Source organism: Lachnoanaerobaculum orale (genome assembly GCF_003862485.1).
Lineage (GTDB): Bacteria > Bacillota > Clostridia > Lachnospirales > Lachnospiraceae > Lachnoanaerobaculum > Lachnoanaerobaculum orale.
Genome location: NZ_RRCM01000003.1, coordinates 91,588 through 106,677 on the forward strand (window position 1 = coordinate 91,588; position 15,090 = coordinate 106,677).

15 protein-coding genes and 1 pseudogene are annotated in these 15,090 nt (G+C 36.7%); 13 read left to right on the top strand and 3 right to left on the bottom strand.

Features of this window, described 5'->3' with window-relative positions; translation table 11 throughout:
- The first annotated feature begins 1 nt into the window (after position 1).
- The 6 genes from EHW90_RS12280 to EHW90_RS12305 all read left to right on the top strand — a co-directional run bounded on the left by EHW90_RS12280 (position 2) and on the right by EHW90_RS12305 (position 6,691).
- Complete coding sequence (locus EHW90_RS12280) at positions 2-2,179, top strand: CD3337/EF1877 family mobilome membrane protein (RefSeq protein WP_000804748.1); 2,178 nt, start codon at positions 2-4, stop codon at positions 2,177-2,179.
- Positions 2,176-3,177, top strand: a complete 1,002-nt coding sequence (locus tag EHW90_RS12285; protein WP_000769868.1) for a bifunctional lytic transglycosylase/C40 family peptidase — start codon at positions 2,176-2,178, stop codon at positions 3,175-3,177. Before EHW90_RS12280 ends, EHW90_RS12285 begins: the two co-directional genes overlap by 4 nt.
- Positions 3,178-3,191: 14 nt before the next feature.
- Positions 3,192-4,109 (top strand): conjugal transfer protein, encoded by a 918-nt coding sequence (locus EHW90_RS12290; RefSeq protein WP_000975335.1) that lies wholly within the window; start codon positions 3,192-3,194, stop codon positions 4,107-4,109.
- A 283-nt stretch (positions 4,110-4,392) separates the two neighbouring features.
- Positions 4,393-4,470, top strand: a complete 78-nt coding sequence (locus EHW90_RS12295) for a tetracycline resistance determinant leader peptide (RefSeq protein ID WP_078372222.1) — start codon at positions 4,393-4,395, stop codon at positions 4,468-4,470.
- Positions 4,471-4,485: 15 nt separating this feature from the next.
- Positions 4,486-6,405 (top strand): tetracycline resistance ribosomal protection protein Tet(M), encoded by a 1,920-nt coding sequence (gene tet(M) / locus EHW90_RS12300; protein ID WP_002414694.1) that lies wholly within the window; start codon positions 4,486-4,488, stop codon positions 6,403-6,405.
- A gap of 97 nt (positions 6,406-6,502) precedes the next feature.
- Complete coding sequence (locus EHW90_RS12305; protein ID WP_012962334.1) at positions 6,503-6,691, top strand: cysteine-rich KTR domain-containing protein; 189 nt, start codon at positions 6,503-6,505, stop codon at positions 6,689-6,691.
- A gap of 59 nt (positions 6,692-6,750) precedes the next feature.
- On the opposite strand, the gene EHW90_RS12310 is transcribed toward EHW90_RS12305, so the two are convergent.
- On the bottom strand, positions 6,751-7,104 hold the full coding sequence (locus EHW90_RS12310; protein ID WP_001227347.1) for a helix-turn-helix transcriptional regulator: 354 nt from the start codon (positions 7,102-7,104) through the stop codon (positions 6,751-6,753).
- 504 nt (positions 7,105-7,608) lie between these two features.
- Between EHW90_RS12310 and EHW90_RS12320 the strand changes: the two genes are divergently transcribed.
- The 4 genes from EHW90_RS12320 to EHW90_RS12340 all read left to right on the top strand — a co-directional run bounded on the left by EHW90_RS12320 (position 7,609) and on the right by EHW90_RS12340 (position 10,221).
- Positions 7,609-8,031: a sigma-70 family RNA polymerase sigma factor gene (locus EHW90_RS12320; RefSeq protein ID WP_000804885.1), complete on the top strand. Its 423-nt coding sequence runs from the start codon at positions 7,609-7,611 to the stop codon at positions 8,029-8,031.
- Positions 8,028-8,258 (top strand): helix-turn-helix domain-containing protein, encoded by a 231-nt coding sequence (locus EHW90_RS12325; RefSeq protein WP_000857133.1) that lies wholly within the window; start codon positions 8,028-8,030, stop codon positions 8,256-8,258. The genes EHW90_RS12320 and EHW90_RS12325 overlap by 4 nt, the downstream gene beginning before the upstream one ends.
- A 460-nt stretch (positions 8,259-8,718) precedes the next feature.
- Entirely contained in the window at positions 8,719-8,922 is a 204-nt protein-coding gene (locus tag EHW90_RS12335; protein WP_000814511.1) for an excisionase, read from the top strand.
- Between the two features lie 81 nt (positions 8,923-9,003).
- Positions 9,004-10,221 (top strand): tyrosine-type recombinase/integrase, encoded by a 1,218-nt coding sequence (locus EHW90_RS12340; protein ID WP_001291561.1) that lies wholly within the window; start codon positions 9,004-9,006, stop codon positions 10,219-10,221.
- A 171-nt stretch (positions 10,222-10,392) separates the two neighbouring features.
- Here EHW90_RS12340 and EHW90_RS12345 read toward each other — a convergent pair.
- Positions 10,393-10,833 (bottom strand): annotated as a pseudogene (locus tag EHW90_RS12345) (hypothetical protein); the annotation flags it as partial.
- Between the two features lie 245 nt (positions 10,834-11,078).
- Here EHW90_RS12345 and EHW90_RS12350 point away from each other — a divergent pair.
- A complete protein-coding gene (locus EHW90_RS12350; protein WP_124952987.1) occupies positions 11,079-11,513 on the top strand; it encodes a hypothetical protein in 435 nt (144 codons plus the stop codon).
- 40 nt (positions 11,514-11,553) lie between these two features.
- On the opposite strand, the gene EHW90_RS12355 is transcribed toward EHW90_RS12350, so the two are convergent.
- Positions 11,554-12,576: a hypothetical protein gene (locus tag EHW90_RS12355; protein WP_124952988.1), complete on the bottom strand. Its 1,023-nt coding sequence runs from the start codon at positions 12,574-12,576 to the stop codon at positions 11,554-11,556.
- A 183-nt stretch (positions 12,577-12,759) separates the two neighbouring features.
- Between EHW90_RS12355 and EHW90_RS12360 the strand changes: the two genes are divergently transcribed.
- Complete coding sequence (locus EHW90_RS12360) at positions 12,760-13,593, top strand: DUF364 domain-containing protein (RefSeq protein WP_124952989.1); 834 nt, start codon at positions 12,760-12,762, stop codon at positions 13,591-13,593.
- A 188-nt stretch (positions 13,594-13,781) separates the two neighbouring features.
- Positions 13,782-15,089 (top strand): ATP-binding protein, encoded by a 1,308-nt coding sequence (locus EHW90_RS12365; protein WP_124952990.1) that lies wholly within the window; start codon positions 13,782-13,784, stop codon positions 15,087-15,089.
- The last annotated feature ends 1 nt before the right edge of the window (position 15,090 follow it).

The window sequence follows — 15,090 nt, forward strand, 5'->3', positions numbered from 1 at the left end:
TGTGAAACCATCAATAGTAAACAGAATAAAATCAAACTGGACGCTGAAACGTCTAGGTAAAGTGGCAATGACAGTGGCTTTCACACTTGTGATTGCCATTTTTCTTTTAGCCATGCTGGGAACGGTGGTTCAAGCTGCGGGCTTGGTAGATGATACGGTCAATGTGGCAAATGAATACAGCCGATACCCACTTGAAAACTATCAACTGGATTTTTATGTGGATAATAGCTGGGGCTGGCTTCCGTGGAACTGGTCGGACGGGATTGGAAAACAGGTCATGTATGGACTATATGCCATTACCAATTTTATTTGGACAATCAGTTTGTATGTTTCCAATGCGACAGGTTACTTAGTACAGGAAGCCTATTCCTTAGACTTCATTTCCGCTACAGCAGATTCCATTGGTAAGAATATGCAGACCTTAGCTGGTGTGAGTGCAAACGGATTTTCAACAGAGGGTTTCTATGTTGGATTCCTCTTACTCTTGATTTTGGTTCTTGGGGTTTATGTTGCCTATACGGGACTGATAAAGAGAGAAACCACAAAGGCAATTCATGCCATTATGAATTTTGTGCTGGTGTTTATCCTATCGGCTTCCTTTATTGCCTACGCTCCCGACTACATTAAAAAAATCAATGACTTTTCATCAGACATCAGTAATGCCAGTTTATCACTTGGCACGAAGATTGTCATGCCCCATTCCGATAGTCAAGGCAAGGACAGCGTGGACTTAATCAGAGATAGCCTGTTTTCCATACAGGTTCAGCAACCGTGGCTACTGCTTCAATACAACAGTTCAGACATTGAAAGTATCGGTATTGACCGTGTGGAAAGCCTGCTCTCCACCAGCCCAGATTCCAACAATGGCGAAGACAGAGAAAAAATTGTTGCGGAAGAAATTGAAGACAGAAGCAATACCAATCTAACCATTACAAAGACCATTAACCGTTTAGGTACAGTCTTCTTCCTATTTGTCTTCAATATTGGGATTTCCATATTTGTATTCCTATTAACAGGAATCATGATTTTCTCGCAGGTACTTTTTATCATCTATGCTATGTTTCTGCCTGTGAGCTTTATTTTAAGCATGATTCCATCATTTGATGGTATGTCAAAACGAGCCATAACAAAGCTCTTTAATACCATTTTGACACGAGCTGGAATCACATTGATTATTACGACAGCATTTAGTATTTCAACCATGCTCTATACCTTATCGGCTGGTTATCCGTTCTTTTTGATTGCTTTTCTACAGATTGTGACCTTTGCAGGAATCTACTTCAAGCTGGGCGATTTAATGAGTATGTTTTCTCTACAGAGTAACGATTCTCAAAGTGTGGGAAGTCGTGTGATGAGAAAACCTCGTATGCTTATGCACGCTCACATGCACCGTCTACAGCGGAAACTTGGACGTTCCATGACTACTCTAGGGGCTGGGTCTGCCATTGTTACAGGTAAAAAAGGACAGTCGGGTTCGGGGAGTTCTGCAAGGACACAAGCAGATCACTCCCGACCAGACGGAAAGGAAAAATCAACACTTGGAAAACGTATCGGTCAAACCATCGGTACAGTAGCTGATACCAAAGACAGAATGGTAGACACTGCTAGTGGTTTGAAAGAACAGGTTAAAGATTTGCCGACCAATGCAAGATATGCAGTATATCAAGGAAAATCCAAAGTAAAAGAGAATGTCCGTGATTTAACCAGTAGTATTTCTCAAACCAAAGCGGACAGAGCCAGTGGACGCAAGGAACAGCAGGAACAAAGGCGAAAAACCATTGCGAAGCGTCGCTCTGAAATGGAACAGGTCAAACAGAAAAAACAGCCTGCTTCTTCTGTTCATGAAAGACCGACTACAAGACAAGAACAATATCATGATGAACAGACCTCAAAACAGTCTAATATTCAGACTTCATATAAGGAATCTCAACAAGCCAAACAAGAGCGTCCAGCAGTTAAGTCCGATTTTTCAAGTCCAAAAGTGGAACGCCAAGGCAATACCGTTCAAGAAAAAACCGTTCAAAAGCCAGCAACTTCAACCACTACAGCAGATAGAACTTCACAACGTCCAATCACAAAAGAACGTCCGTCTACTGTTCAAAGAGTACCACTACAAAATACAAGAAGTAGACCACCAATCAAAACCGCCACCATTAAGAAAGTCGGTAAGAAACCATGAAGTTGAAAACTTTAGTGATTGGTGGTTCTGGATTATTCTTGATGGTCTTCTCACTGCTTCTGTTTGTTGCCATTTTATTTTCAGATGAACAGGACAGCGGAATTTCCAATATTCATTATGGAGGTGTGAATGTTTCCGCAGAAGTGCTGGCTCATAAGCCTATGGTAGAAAAATATGCCAAAGAATATGGCGTTGAAGAATATGTCAACATACTTCTTGCGATTATACAGGTGGAATCGGGCGGTACTGCGGAAGATGTTATGCAGTCCTCGGAATCCCTCGGTCTTCCACCTAATTCATTGAGTACAGAAGAATCCATTAAGCAAGGTGTGAAGTATTTCAGTGAATTATTAGCCAGTAGCGAAAGGCTCAGTGTAGATTTAGAATCGGTTATCCAGTCCTACAATTATGGTGGTGGTTTCTTAGGGTATGTGGCTAATCGTGGAAATAAATATACCTTTGAACTGGCTCAAAGTTTCTCAAAAGAGTATTCAGGTGGCGAAAAAGTGTCTTACCCCAATCCCATAGCCATACCTATCAATGGGGGCTGGCGATACAACTATGGCAATATGTTTTATGTGCAACTGGTAACGCAGTATCTTGTCACAACAGAGTTTGATGATGATACGGTACAAGCCATCATGGACGAAGCACTGAAATATGAGGGCTGGCGATACGTTTACGGTGGAGCTTCCCCGACTACTTCTTTTGATTGTAGCGGACTGACACAATGGACGTATGGAAAAGCTGGAATTAACTTACCACGAACCGCACAACAGCAATATGATGTGACCCAGCATATCCCACTATCGGAAGCACAAGCTGGCGATTTGGTTTTCTTTCATTCTACCTATAACGCTGGCTCTTATATTACTCATGTTGGGATATACCTTGGCAATAACCGTATGTTTCATGCAGGCGACCCAATCGGTTATGCCGACTTAACAAGCCCCTACTGGCAACAGCATTTAGTGGGAGCAGGACGAATCAAACAATGAGAAAGGAAGATTTAATGATGAAATTTAGAAAAAATCAGAATAAAGAAAAACAGATACCAAAGGAAAAGAAACCTCGTGTCTACTATAAGGTCAATCCTCATAAAAAGGTTGTGATTGCCTTGTGGGTACTTTTAGGGCTTAGTTTCAGCTTTGCGATATTCAAGCACTTTACAGCTATAGATACTCATACTATTCACGAAACAACTATCATAGAAAAGGAATACGTTGATACTCATCATGTAGAAAATTTTGTAGAGAACTTTGCGAAAGTCTACTATTCATGGGAGCAATCCGATAAGTCCATTGATAATCGAATGGAAAGTCTAAAAGGCTATCTGACAGATGAACTTCAAGCTCTCAATGTTGATACAGTACGCAAAGATATTCCTGTATCGTCTTCTGTAAGAGGATTTCAGATATGGACGGTAGAGCCAACTGGCGACAATGAGTTTAATGTAACCTACAGTGTAGACCAGCTCATTACAGAGGGAGAAAATACAAAGACCGTCCACTCTGCTTATATAGTGAGTGTCTATGTAGATGGTTCTGGAAATATGGTACTGGTTAAGAATCCGACCATTACCAACATACCTAAGAAATCAAGTTATAAACCAAAAGCCATTGAAAGTGAGGGGACGGTTGATTCCATTACAACCAATGAAATCAATGAGTTTTTAACGACGTTCTTCAAGCTCTATCCTACAGCGACAGCCAGTGAACTTTCCTACTATGTGAATGACGGGATATTAAAACCAATCGGAAAAGAGTACATCTTTCAAGAACTGGTAAATCCTATTCACAATCGTAAGGATAATCAAGTCACGGTATCGCTGACAGTGGAGTATATCGACCAGCAGACCAAAGCAACGCAGGTATCTCAATTTGATTTGGTACTTGAAAAGAACGGGAGTAATTGGAAGATTATAGAATAACAAATATTGGTACATTATTACAGCTATTTTGTAATCACGTACTCTCTTTGATAAAAAATTGGAGATTCCTTTACAAATATGCTCTTACGTGCTATTATTTAAGTATCTATTTAAAAGGAGTTAATAAATATGCGGCAAGGTATTCTTAAATAAACTGTCAATTTGATAGTGGGAACAAATAATTGGATGTCCTTTTTTAGGAGGGCTTAGTTTTTTGTACCCAGTTTAAGAATACCTTTATCATGTGATTCTAAAGTATCCGGAGAATATCTGTATGCTTTGTATGCCTATGGTTATGCATAAAAATCCCAGTGATAAGAGTATTTATCACTGGGATTTTTATGCCCTTTTGGGCTTTTGAATGGAGGAAAATCACATGAAAATTATTAATATTGGAGTTTTAGCTCATGTTGATGCGGGAAAAACTACCTTAACAGAAAGCTTATTATATAACAGTGGAGCGATTACAGAATTAGGAAGCGTGGACAGAGGTACAACGAAAACGGATAATACGCTTTTAGAACGTCAGAGAGGAATTACAATTCAGACGGCGATAACCTCTTTTCAGTGGAAAAATACTAAGATAAACATCATAGACACGCCAGGACATATGGATTTTTTAGCAGAAGTATATCGTTCATTATCAGTATTAGATGGGGCAATTCTACTGATTTCTGCAAAAGATGGCGTACAAGCACAAACTCGTATATTGTTTCATGCACTTAGGAAAATAGGTATTCCCACAATCTTTTTTATCAATAAGATTGACCAAAATGGAATTGATTTATCAACGGTTTATCAGGATATTAAAGAGAAACTTTCTGCGGAAATTGTAATCAAACAGAAGGTAGAACTGCATCCTAATATGCGTGTAATGAACTTTACCGAATCTGAACAATGGGATATGGTAATAGAAGGAAATGATTACCTTTTGGAGAAATATACGTCTGGGAAATTATTGGAAGCATTAGAACTCGAACAAGAGGAAAGCATAAGATTTCATAATTGTTCCCTGTTCCCTGTTTATCACGGAAGTGCAAAAAACAATATAGGGATTGATAACCTTATAGAAGTGATTACGAATAAATTTTATTCATCAACACATCGAGGTCAGTCTGAACTTTGCGGAAAAGTTTTCAAAATTGAGTATTCGGAAAAAAGACAGCGTCTTGCATATATACGTCTTTATAGTGGCGTACTGCATTTGCGAGATTCGGTTAGAATATCGGAAAAGGAAAAAATAAAAATTACAGAAATGTATACTTCAATAAATGGTGAATTATGTAAAATCGATAAGGCTTATTCCGGGGAAATTGTTATTTTGCAGAATGAGTTTTTGAAGTTAAATAGTGTTCTTGGAGATACAAAGCTATTGCCACAGAGAGAGAGAATTGAAAATCCCCTCCCTCTGCTGCAAACGACTGTTGAACCGAGCAAACCTCAACAAAGGGAAATGTTACTTGATGCACTTTTAGAAATCTCCGACAGTGACCCGCTTCTGCGATATTATGTGGATTCTGCGACACATGAAATCATACTTTCTTTCTTAGGGAAAGTACAAATGGAAGTGACTTGTGCTCTGCTGCAAGAAAAGTATCATGTGGAGATAGAAATAAAAGAGCCTACAGTCATTTATATGGAAAGACCGTTAAAAAAAGCAGAGTATACCATTCACATCGAAGTTCCACCGAATCCTTTCTGGGCTTCCATTGGTCTATCTGTAGCACCGCTTCCATTAGGGAGCGGAGTACAGTATGAGAGCTCGGTTTCTCTTGGATACTTAAATCAATCGTTTCAAAATGCAGTTATGGAGGGGATACGCTATGGCTGTGAACAAGGATTGTATGGTTGGAATGTGACGGACTGTAAAATCTGTTTTAAGTATGGCTTATACTATAGCCCTGTTAGTACCCCAGCAGATTTTCGGATGCTTGCTCCTATTGTATTGGAACAAGTCTTAAAAAAAGCTGGAACAGAATTGTTAGAGCCATATCTTAGTTTTAAAATTTATGCGCCACAGGAATATCTTTCACGAGCATACAACGATGCTCCTAAATATTGTGCGAACATCGTAGACACTCAATTGAAAAATAATGAGGTCATTCTTAGTGGAGAAATCCCTGCTCGGTGTATTCAAGAATATCGTAGTGATTTAACTTTCTTTACAAATGGACGTAGTGTTTGTTTAACAGAGTTAAAAGGGTACCATGTTACTACCGGTGAACCTGTTTGCCAGCCCCGTCGTCCAAATAGTCGGATAGATAAAGTACGATATATGTTCAATAAAATAACTTAGTGTATTTTATGTTGTTATATAAATATGGTTTCTTGTTAAATAAGATGAAATATTTTTTAATAAAGATTTGAATTAAAGTGTAAAGGAGGAGATAGTTATTATAAACTACAAGTGGATATTGTGTCCTGTATGTGGAAATAAAACACGATTAAAGATAAGGGAAGATACTGAATTAAAAAAATTCCCCCTCTATTGTCCGAAATGCAGACAAGAAAATTTAATTGAAATAAAGCAGTTCAAAGTAACTGTGATTACAGAGCCAGACGCAAAGACGCAGAGCCGATAAAATGAGATTAATACAATCTCATTTTATCGGCTCTTTCCGTTATGTATGGATTCTTTTAATTAGTCTTCGATGTTTCTTGCTTCGTTGATACCGCTGGCTAAAGATTCCATTAAGGATAGTTCTTTGTCTGTAAAGCTATCCATGTATTTCTCTATCTGTAATCGTCGGGTGCTTTTTACCAAGTTATTAGCAGGTAAGAAAAATTCATCAACGGAAACATGAAGTAACGATACAAGGTCATAAAGAACTTGTATGCTGGGGTGTTGCCCTTTATTTTCAATATTAGTTAAGTACCGTGGGTCAATTTCAATCAATGCTCCCACTTGTTCACGAGTTAAACCTCGTTTCAATCGAGCTTCTTTAATGGCTAAACCAAAGGCTCTAAAATCATATTTATCTTCTTTTTTACGCATAGTAGACCACCTCTATACATTTTATTGTTCCTACTGAATTAAAAACAGGTATAGAAAAACGTGTTATATGGTTTATAGGTTTATATTTAATAAAAAGCACTACTAAACGCCAATAAAAAAAACCGTTATATGGTAGTGCTATTTACGCTGTTAAAATATTGTATATTACTTCCAAATGGCGGTTTGTTGGAGGTCAACGTCGCCATGAAGTACATCATATACAATAAATTTCCTTACATTGGGTTCTTGTCAAAAAAAGTCGTCTATCTGCAATAGATAAGTACGTCCACCAATGTGGTTTTATAAATCATATAGATAGAATAACAGAAGCATGTAAACAGAGAAATAAATCTGTTTATATGCTTTTTTGGCTATTCAGAACTTTTTTACAAAGTTTATTTATCAGTAATGCAACAAATCCCCCTTTCACATTGGGACTAAGAGTGAAAGGAGATAAACGAGCAAGGCTCACTTCCTTTCCTAGACAGAAAGGGGGTGAGAAACATGAAACCATCTTCTTTTCAGACCACAATAGAAAATCAGTTTGACTATATCTGTAAACGTGCTATGGAAGACGAGCGAAAGAATTATATGCTTTATCTTTCAAGGATTGCAAAGCGTGAGGTGTCCTTTTCGGATGTTGGCGATTATCTTGTTAGCCAGTTTGCGACAACAGATAACTATTCAACTGACTTTCAGATTTTTACACTCAATGGGTTATCAGTAGGCGTTGAAAATGATTTGTTGAGTGAAGCATTACGTGAGTTGCCAGACAAGAAACGTGAAATTCTACTGCTGTTTTACTTTATGGACATGAGCGATTCAGAAATTGCAGACCTGTTGAAATTGAACCGTTCTACTGTCTATCGGCATAGAACCAGTGGACTAGCCTTAATTAAAAAGTTTATGGAGGAATTTGAAGAATGAAAACACAATATCCTATGATTCCCTTTCCTCTCATTGTAAAGGCAACAGATGGCGATACCGAAGCGATTAACCAGATTCTACATCATTACAGAGGGTACATAACGAAGCGTTCCCTACGACTTATGAAAGATGAATATGGCAATCAAAGTATGGTCGTTGATGAAGTCTTACGTGGAAGAATGGAAACCAGACTGATTACAAAGATTTTGTCATTTGAAATTAAGTAATATCCTCTCTCCTTTCGTGGAAGCGTGCTAAACCATTCCACGCTTCCCGAACAGGGAGGTTTGTTATTCCACCAAAGCATATTGAGCTTTCAATGTGTTTTGATAGGCTAACGAGCCATTGTTCTTTGAAAACTGAATAAAAGTAATCGAATACGTTTCGATAAGAAAAGAGCCAACGGAACTAACCGCCATGACCTATCTTATAAAGATAGCGAGCGATTCATGTTAGTGATCCGAGAAGCAATCTTTAGCAGGATTGCCTGCAACGACATTCTTATCGTGATAATGATACTCCCATACAGTCAATAGTCCGAGCGTGATAAAACCGTCGCAGGCAATGAGTATGGCTACATGAGAACCATGCAGGGGTGGAACTCCCGTGAGCTTTGCTAAAGCTGTTCGATTGCTGGTAAAACAACTTTTATGAAATCCAAATAAGTGATTTGGAAAGGAGGATTTTATGAAGCAGACTGACATTCCTATTTGGGAACGTTATACCCTAACCATTGAAGAAGCGTCAAAATATTTTCGTATTGGCGAAAACAAGCTACGACGCTTGGCAGAGGAAAATAAAAATGCAAATTGGCTGATTATGAATGGCAATCGTATTCAGATTAAACGAAAACAATTTGAAAAAATTATAGATACATTGGACGCAATCTAGCGTCGCCAAAGGGTCTTGTATATGATAAAATAGTATTAAGTCGTATCAAGGCTCTTTCCATAAAGGAAAGGAGCAAATGCCATGTCAGAAAAAAGACGTGACAATAAAGGTCGAATCTTAAAGACTGGAGAGAGCCAACGAAAAGACGGAAGATACTTATACAAATATATAGATTCATTTGGAGAACCGCAATTTGTTTACTCGTGGAAACTTGTGGCTACAGACCGAGTACCAGCAGGAAAGCGTGATTGTATCTCACTTAGAGAGAAAATCGCAGAGTTACAGAAAGACATTCATGATGGTATTGATGTTGTAGGAAAGAAAATGACACTCTGCCAGCTTTACGCAAAACAGAACGCTCAAAGACCAAAGGTTAGAAAAAACACTGAAACTGGACGCAAATATCTTATGGATATTTTGAAGAAAGACAAGTTAGGTGTAAGAAGTATTGACAGTATTAAGCCATCAGACGCTAAAGAATGGGCTATTAGAATGAGTGAAAATGGTTATGCTTATCAAACCATCAATAACTACAAACGTTCTTTAAAGGCTTCATTCTATATTGCTATACAAGATGATTGTGTTCGGAAGAATCCATTTGACTTTCAACTGAAAGCAGTTCTTGATGATGATACTGTCCCTAAGACCGTACTAACAGAAGAACAGGAAGAAAAACTGTTAGCCTTTGCAAAAGCTGATAAAACCTACAGCAAAAATTATGATGAAATTCTGATACTCTTAAAAACAGGTCTTCGTATTTCAGAGTTTGGTGGTTTGACACTTCCAGATTTAGATTTTGAGAATCGTCTTGTCAATATAGACCATCAGCTATTGAGAGATACTGAAATTGGGTACTACATTGAAACACCAAAGACCAAAAGTGGCGAACGTCAAGTTCCTATGGTTGAAGAAGCCTATCAAGCATTTAAGCGAGTGTTAGCGAATCGAAAGAATGATAAGCGTGTTGAGATTGATGGATATAGTGATTTCCTCTTTCTTAATAGAAAGAACTATCCAAAAGTGGCAAGTGATTACAACGGCATGATGAAAGGTCTTGTTAAGAAATACAATAAGTATAACGAGGATAAATTGCCACACATCACTCCACATAGTTTGCGACATACATTCTGTACCAACTATGCAAATGCAGGAATGAATCCAAAGGCATTACAGTACATTATGGGACATGCTAATATAGCCATGACGCTGAACTATTACGCACATGCAACATTCGATTCTGCAATGGCAGAAATGAAACGCTTGAATAAAGAGAAGCAACAGGAGCGTCTTGTTGCTTAGTAGTACAAATGAATTTACTACTTATTTACCACTTCTGACAGCTAAGACATGAGGAAATATGCAAAGAAACGTGAAGTATCTTCCTACAGTAAAAATACTCGAAAGCACATAGAATAAGGCTTTACGAGCATTTAAGAAAATATAAAAAGATAATTAGAAATTTATACTTTGTTTATATAAAAATAACTCTTTATTTGAAAGGTATAGTATATCACCGTTTTTTAAGGTTGAATGTACTGTAACTTTGTCAGCTACTTTGGTTCGCTTTGTAGGTGCTTTAGATGTTGATGTATACAGAGTATAGGTTTCTCCATCATAATCTGAAAAGGAACAGAATAAATCGGTATCTTTACTGTATTGTTTTATAGGAAATCTTTCCATAACACTTCCGTTAGTTGTACAAGGTCCCAAGTCTATAATTTCAGAGTTATCATATCGAGCCATATAGAGATTGTCTCCCTTTAAATAAAGAGAAAACTTATTGGAACTTGTACTCTTTTGTGAATCTGCAGGCTTTTTACCTGATGAGCAGGCAGATGTAAATATAGCCAAGAGACATATGGATAAAAAACATAAAACAACCGGAAGTTTTGACGTGATTTTTTTTGACATAAATTTCACCTCCATAAATTTTGATTTAATTTTACTACATATTTATATAAAAATCTATTTAATATTAACTAAATATACTTAAATATTTTGAATTTATAAATTATATTTACTTTAATCTAATATATAAAAATTATATTGTATTTACATCTATGTATGATTATACTAAATACAAATAAATGTTTAATTGTAGAGCATTGATTTAGTTGGAGAATATTTATATAAATTAAGAAAGTTGGATATAAAAAATGGCTTATACTAAGGAAAACTTTGAAGAATGGATTATTTTTATAGACTCTAAAATGGAGTATTTTACAGATGCATTTGCTAAAGAAAACAATTTAAAACTTGACTACAGTATAGAGTCTTTGGATAGAATTGAAAATTGGATTCTCACTAATTACAGTGAGATAAAGGACTTGATAGGTGATGCCAAAACCCTTGACTATTTGACTGTATATATCGGCGAGACTTTCAGGAAGTATATAGGTGGAGAGTGGTTTATAGATTTGAAAAATAAAAAGAATGCATACTATTCCATGCCTGTTTTAATAAGTCCCGATTACATAGGAGAAGTATACAAAGCTCCAATGACATATGCGACTGCATGTATAAATAGGAAAAAGGGAGATTATATAAGCACAATACTGAAAAACTGTATGGAAAATATGAATATTAGATAATCTTATATAAAAACGGAAAGCCGCTTAAGCTTTCCGTTTTTTATTCCCATATAGTATGTTGTGCCATAACATTGTAGTATGAAAGACTGTTATCGGAGTTAAAATCAGCTTCTATACTATAGCGTTTCCACATAGAATAGTCATGAGTTTGCAATGTGAGTACAAAATAATAAGGACCTTTCATCTCATCATAATCTATAGGATGCAGTGAAAAAATATCTGTCAAATTTTTATTTTCAAAGTCGTTAAGATCTAAATTCGACAGCGCTACATTGTTAATCTTCACAGCAGATAAATCTGTATCATCAGGTGTAACCTTAAATGATGTTAAAGTACAGTTTTTAAGCTCATCCGAGTCTTTCCATGTCGGTGTGACACATACATGACCGAAAGACTTGTCACCAAGATATAATTCCAAATATTCTCCATAGGAAAAGTGGTCGCTTCGAGTATTTATGATCTCACTGTCTGCATTTTTGTCTTTAAAGGTAAAGCCATTATCAAGAAGAGCGGATGCCTTTGTTGTACCGATAATCACATTAGTTCCTGCTATCTGCACATTTACCGGTTTAGCCGGAATACCTGCTATAGATATAAAAAAGGTGAATGCAAATGAGTAGAAAAACATAAGTACATCCAACGCATTGGTAGTTGAGTAAGAATATTTCGTACGGTATGAGGGTATCAAAAAACGTATAAGCGGTCTGGTAATTCCGGAAAGTATTATTGCAGCTATAATTACAGCAAACTGCATTTGTAAACAGGAAAAAATTGCTTTTCCAATATTGTGTAATTTGAAATAATTCACACCGGTAACTATTATATTAACTAAAATAATACACACCATAAAAACGCTCGCCTCTATAAGTGCGGGCCTATCTGTAATGTCGTCATATTGAACAGCCCTCCTTGTAATCTGGATATGACCTAAAGTATATATCCATTTAGGGAGCTTCTTAAAAGTACAAACAGCTATCAGCAGTCTGAAGTATATAAAAACAGCTAAAATAAAGCAAAGCAGTGAAACAGCACCAAAGGCCAATGTAGATATAAAAAATCCCATAATATCCTCCTGTTTGATTACAGATAAGTGGTTATATTATATCATTTTACATAATAATTTGCGATATATTATTGATATTATATCTGTAATGGAATAGTATGTGGTATTAGAGGTGAGAGTGAAAAAGTTATTATTGAAAGTATTGAAATCTATAATGAGCTGTAGACGGAAAGGAAATAAAGTATGAATATATTATTGCAGGAAAGTGCCGATATTTTAAAGGAGTATTTTGGAGAGAGACTGGATAAAATGGTAGTTGAAAGGGCGGTGTTCGGACTGTTCTTTTCAGGAGTAAAATTAAGTACAGGTCATGGAGGGCTTTGTTTTACACCCGTTAAGGAGATTCCTGAGGCTGTATGCTGTCCAAGCTCCGCAAAGGCTATGCCTTTATCAGGTAAACTTGGCGGAAGGAGTGTAAAAAGTTATTTGGACGATCTTTCGCATGCAAATATTCTCAGAAAGACATTGGCCATTGCAACACTTAATGCACTTTCGGCTTGTTATTGGGAAGAAAATAAGAATTTGGAGTATAAAATAGAGACAGATGTAGACTCTTTTGATGTTATGGAAATTCCTCAGGGTAAAAAAAGTGTTGTAATAGGTGCTTTGGTACCGATGCTTAAAAAGCTGATTGCGGCAGATGCAGATTTTAAAGTTCTGGAGATGGACTCATGTACTCTAAAGGGCAAGGAGCTGGAACATTTTGCACCTGCAAAGGATGCGAATTTGTATCTGCCGGATTCCGACCTTGATGTTATTACAGGTGTTACTATCCTCAATGATACATTACCTGATTTACTGGCTATGTGTAAACCCGGTGCCGATATTTTGGTTACAGGTCCTACAGCAGGTATGATACCGGATGCATTCTTTAAAAGAGGAGTGACTGTAATGGGCGGTATCTTGGTGACAAAACCTGATGAGATGCTTGATGTTATAAGTGAGGGAGGCTCAGGTTATCATTTCTTTGGCAAGAGCGCCGAAAGAATCGTAATTTACAATAAGCAGGGAGTGTAAAAAATTTAGATTTATAAGCAGATAACGATTTTACGGCCTTAAAAGTGTAGCGAATTACATTTTTACGGCCTTAAAAGTGTGATAGAATACATTTTTACGGCCTTAAAAATGTTGACGAAATACTTTTAAACCTCTAATATATAAAAAGAGTATATGTTTTTAGAGAAGTATTTTGGGAGGTAGACCTTATGAAGCGTTTTGCACTTGAAAAACTTATAGAATGGAAGGATAAACAAAATAGAAAGCCTTTGATTATCAGAGGGGCAAGACAGGTTGGAAAGACCTGGCTGATGAAGGAGTTCGGAAGAACATGCTTTGAAAAAGTTGCTTATGTAAATTTTGATAATAATAAAAGGTTGGAGCAGGTATTTGAGGGCGATATCAATATAGATAGGATTTTATTGGCAATCAGTATAGAAACAGGAGTTTCTATTGATGCAGAAAATACTTTATTGATATTTGATGAAGTACAAGAGGTACCAAAGGCTCTATCTTCATTGAAATACTTTTGTGAGAATGCACCGGAGTATGCAATAGTAGCAGCAGGTTCATTATTAGGTGTAGCTCTTCATAAAGGAACATCATTTCCTGTAGGCAAGGTTGACTTTATGGATCTTTACCCATTGACATTTCTTGAGTTTTTATATGCTTTAGGTGAGGAACGTTTTGCAAATGTGCTTCAAAGTGATGATACAGATATGATAACAATGTTTAAGACTAAATATATAGAAAGACTTCGTGAATACTACTATGTAGGTGGAATGCCTGAGGTTGTAAAAACTTATGTTGACAGTAAAGATTTTAAAAAAGTGAGAGAAATACAGAGAAACCTTTTGAATTATTATCAACAAGACTTTTCAAAGCATGCTGAAGTTTCACTTGTTCCAAGACTAAATCTTGTGTGGGATTCTATTCCAATGCAGTTGGCAAAAGAAAATAAAAAATACATCTATGGACAAGTCAGAAAGGGTTCAAGAGCAAAGGACTTTGAACTTGCACTACAGTGGCTTTTAGATTGCGGGTTGATCCATAAGGTACAAAGAGTAGGAAAAGTAGCGCTTCCATTGAAAGCTTATCTTGACCTTGATGCATTTAAAGTGTATCTGATTGATATAGGTCTGTTGATAGCTATGACAGATTTGGATGCTCAAGTGATTATTGACGGCAACAGAATTTTTACCGAATTTAAGGGCGCATTGACAGAGCAATATGTTTTACAGCAACTTATTGCATCGGAAGGTATAGAGCCTTATTATTATTCCACAGCTAATTCAGGTGGCGAGATAGATTTTATGATTCAAGGCAAAACATCGATAATTCCACTGGAGGTGAAAGCGGAAGAGAATTTGAGAGCTAAGAGTCTTAAAGCCTTTTGTGAAAAGTATCATCCAAAGTATGCTGTTCGTACATCTATGTCAGATTATCGTGAGCAGGAATGGATGACAAATATTCCTTTGTATAATATTTATAAAATTAGAGAATACGCAGATAAATAAG

Coding starts and splice junctions, on each gene's coding strand:
- EHW90_RS12285 (WP_000769868.1), top strand. CDS start 2,176: ATGAAGTTGAAAACTTTAGTGATTGGTGGTTCTGGATTATTCTTGATG.
- EHW90_RS12290 (WP_000975335.1), top strand. CDS start 3,192: ATGATGAAATTTAGAAAAAATCAGAATAAAGAAAAACAGATACCAAAG.
- EHW90_RS12295 (WP_078372222.1), top strand. CDS start 4,393: ATGCCTATGGTTATGCATAAAAATCCCAGTGATAAGAGTATTTATCAC.
- EHW90_RS12310 (WP_001227347.1), bottom strand. CDS start 7,104: ATGCGTAAAAAAGAAGATAAATATGATTTTAGAGCCTTTGGTTTAGCC.
- EHW90_RS12320 (WP_000804885.1), top strand. CDS start 7,609: ATGAAACCATCTTCTTTTCAGACCACAATAGAAAATCAGTTTGACTAT.
- EHW90_RS12325 (WP_000857133.1), top strand. CDS start 8,028: ATGAAAACACAATATCCTATGATTCCCTTTCCTCTCATTGTAAAGGCA.
- EHW90_RS12335 (WP_000814511.1), top strand. CDS start 8,719: ATGAAGCAGACTGACATTCCTATTTGGGAACGTTATACCCTAACCATT.
- EHW90_RS12340 (WP_001291561.1), top strand. CDS start 9,004: ATGTCAGAAAAAAGACGTGACAATAAAGGTCGAATCTTAAAGACTGGA.
- EHW90_RS12350 (WP_124952987.1), top strand. CDS start 11,079: ATGGCTTATACTAAGGAAAACTTTGAAGAATGGATTATTTTTATAGAC.
- EHW90_RS12355 (WP_124952988.1), bottom strand. CDS start 12,576: ATGGGATTTTTTATATCTACATTGGCCTTTGGTGCTGTTTCACTGCTT.
- EHW90_RS12360 (WP_124952989.1), top strand. CDS start 12,760: ATGAATATATTATTGCAGGAAAGTGCCGATATTTTAAAGGAGTATTTT.
- EHW90_RS12365 (WP_124952990.1), top strand. CDS start 13,782: ATGAAGCGTTTTGCACTTGAAAAACTTATAGAATGGAAGGATAAACAA.